The organism is Frankia sp. CcWB2, assembly GCF_977927585.1.
The window spans coordinates 1,262-3,074 of the sequence record NZ_CDWRCM010000195.1 but is presented as its reverse complement, the minus strand read 5'-3'; the positions used below and the strand labels follow the sequence as shown (position 1 = coordinate 3,074).

Below are 1,813 nucleotides of genomic sequence, written 5' to 3'. Positions count from 1 at the left end.
GGTACGACCATGGAGATCCACGATCCCTGTCGTCGGCGACGGTGGTTGGCTTCCGTTGTGTGGCGGCGGGTCGATCTGGTGAGGTGGCTGTTCCCGTCCGGCCTCGCCGGGCAAGGACGAAGAATGCCGTGACCGGGCGGTCCGGTTTCTCCCGGTGTTCCGGTTCCCGGCGATTTTTCTTGTGCGCCGAGTCCCGTCGTCGTTCCGGCTACCGGTGGGCTGGTTCAACCGGTGAGCGCGCCCGGACTCTCCTCCGCACGTGCCGTGGGCAGGGCGTACCCGGGCGCGGTCACCGCGCCGGCCATCCCTCCGGCGCGATGGAGGGGGGATCCTCCACCCCGCCGGGTCCTCCTCCCCGGGGATGCCGTCCCGCCAGGTGACGCAGTAATAAGAATTTGAAGATGACGGATTCAAAATCTGGTTCTGGTGTCACCAGATGAGGTTGAAGGCAGGGAGAGGAACTGCTCGGGAGGTCTTTCAGGATGGCCCGGTGTGGCCTTTTCGTGGCCGCCGGCCCCATCTTTTGCTTTGCGTCAGTCGCGCGATGTTTGATGCGTCTGTCGCACCACGAATCCCCAACGAGGGTGATGAAGTCATGTCCTCTTCATGTGAATGTGGTGGCCCTCCCCAGGAGCCTCCCGTCCAGGCACGGAGTACCGTGCCTGGACAGACGTCGACCGGTCCCCGACTCACCGAACCCGTCCAGGTCGGCATGATCCCCGGGCAACCTGCCCTGATCCGCTCGGGCGGGCGCAGTCCGTCAGCTTCGAGTGACCCCGCCGAGGAAGGGAGGCACGTGGCGTCGGCCGTGACCCAGCTTGCCCTCCCCGGTGCTCTGGTTCTGGTCCGTGCGCAGGAGTCGGGCACGCTGGTGTCCGATCGCGGGGGATGGCAGCGGGCGGTGCTGCGGGCGGCCCTGCCGTCGGCGGCGAAGCTGGTCGCGTTGACGCTGGCGAGCCACGTCGCCGAGGTTCCGCCGGCGGCGCCCGCCGGTGCCGCGGTGAGCGCCCCCGGCCTGGTCACCCTGGTCGCGGAGACCGGTTACAGCCGGACCCACGTGCAGCGCCAGATCACCAGGCTGCGCAACCAGGGCTGGTTGGCGACGGTGGCCCGGCCCGCGGCCGGCAGGACGACGCGGTTAGCCCTGAGCATCCCCGAGGCCGCCGTGCGGGCAGGTGAGGTCCGCTTGGTCGAGGCCGACGTCGCCTCCTCGTCGGCGGCATCGGCCCCGGCGGCATCGGAGGCCGGCTCGGCAACCGCAGCCTCGGCCGCGCCCGCCCGTCGGCGCCGCGGCGGTCGCCGTAGCCGGGTCGGTATGCGGACGGCGTCTGCGGTCGGCCGTCGTTCCCGGGCGATGGCGTCCGTGGCGAGCGATGGCTCGCCTGGTACCGCCAGCCCGGCGGTCAACCTCGCCCCCTCGAGGGGCGCCGACCGCCCGGACCGCCCGGACACCGCCGGTTCGGATGATCCGGACACCGCCCGTTCAGAGCAGCCGGAGCCGGGTGACACCCGACCGGACGGCGACACCCAACCGGCCCCGGCCGTGGGCACCGTCGATCCCGCCACCCGCGGGGCTGTGACGGACGAGCCACGCGTCCTGACGGACGAGACCACTGGGGCAGCGGACGCGTCGACCCCCGAACCGGAGCGGGCCGCCCCGACAGTCCCGTTGCCCCCTCCGCCGCCCGAGCCGATGACCCTGGCCGCCAGCCAGGTGATCACGGTCCTCGCGAACGCGATGCGGCGCCCGACGTCCGACTACCTGGCCATCTACCAGAAACTACGGGTGATCCTGGAGGAAGACAGCTGGGAA

The 1,813-nt window shown here is 71.0% G+C and carries 1 pseudogene; it reads left to right on the top strand.

What is annotated here, in order from left to right:
* Positions 1–796: 796 nt before the first annotated feature.
* A pseudogene (locus ACY45C_RS17675) lies at positions 797–1,813 on the top strand (hypothetical protein); the annotation flags it as partial.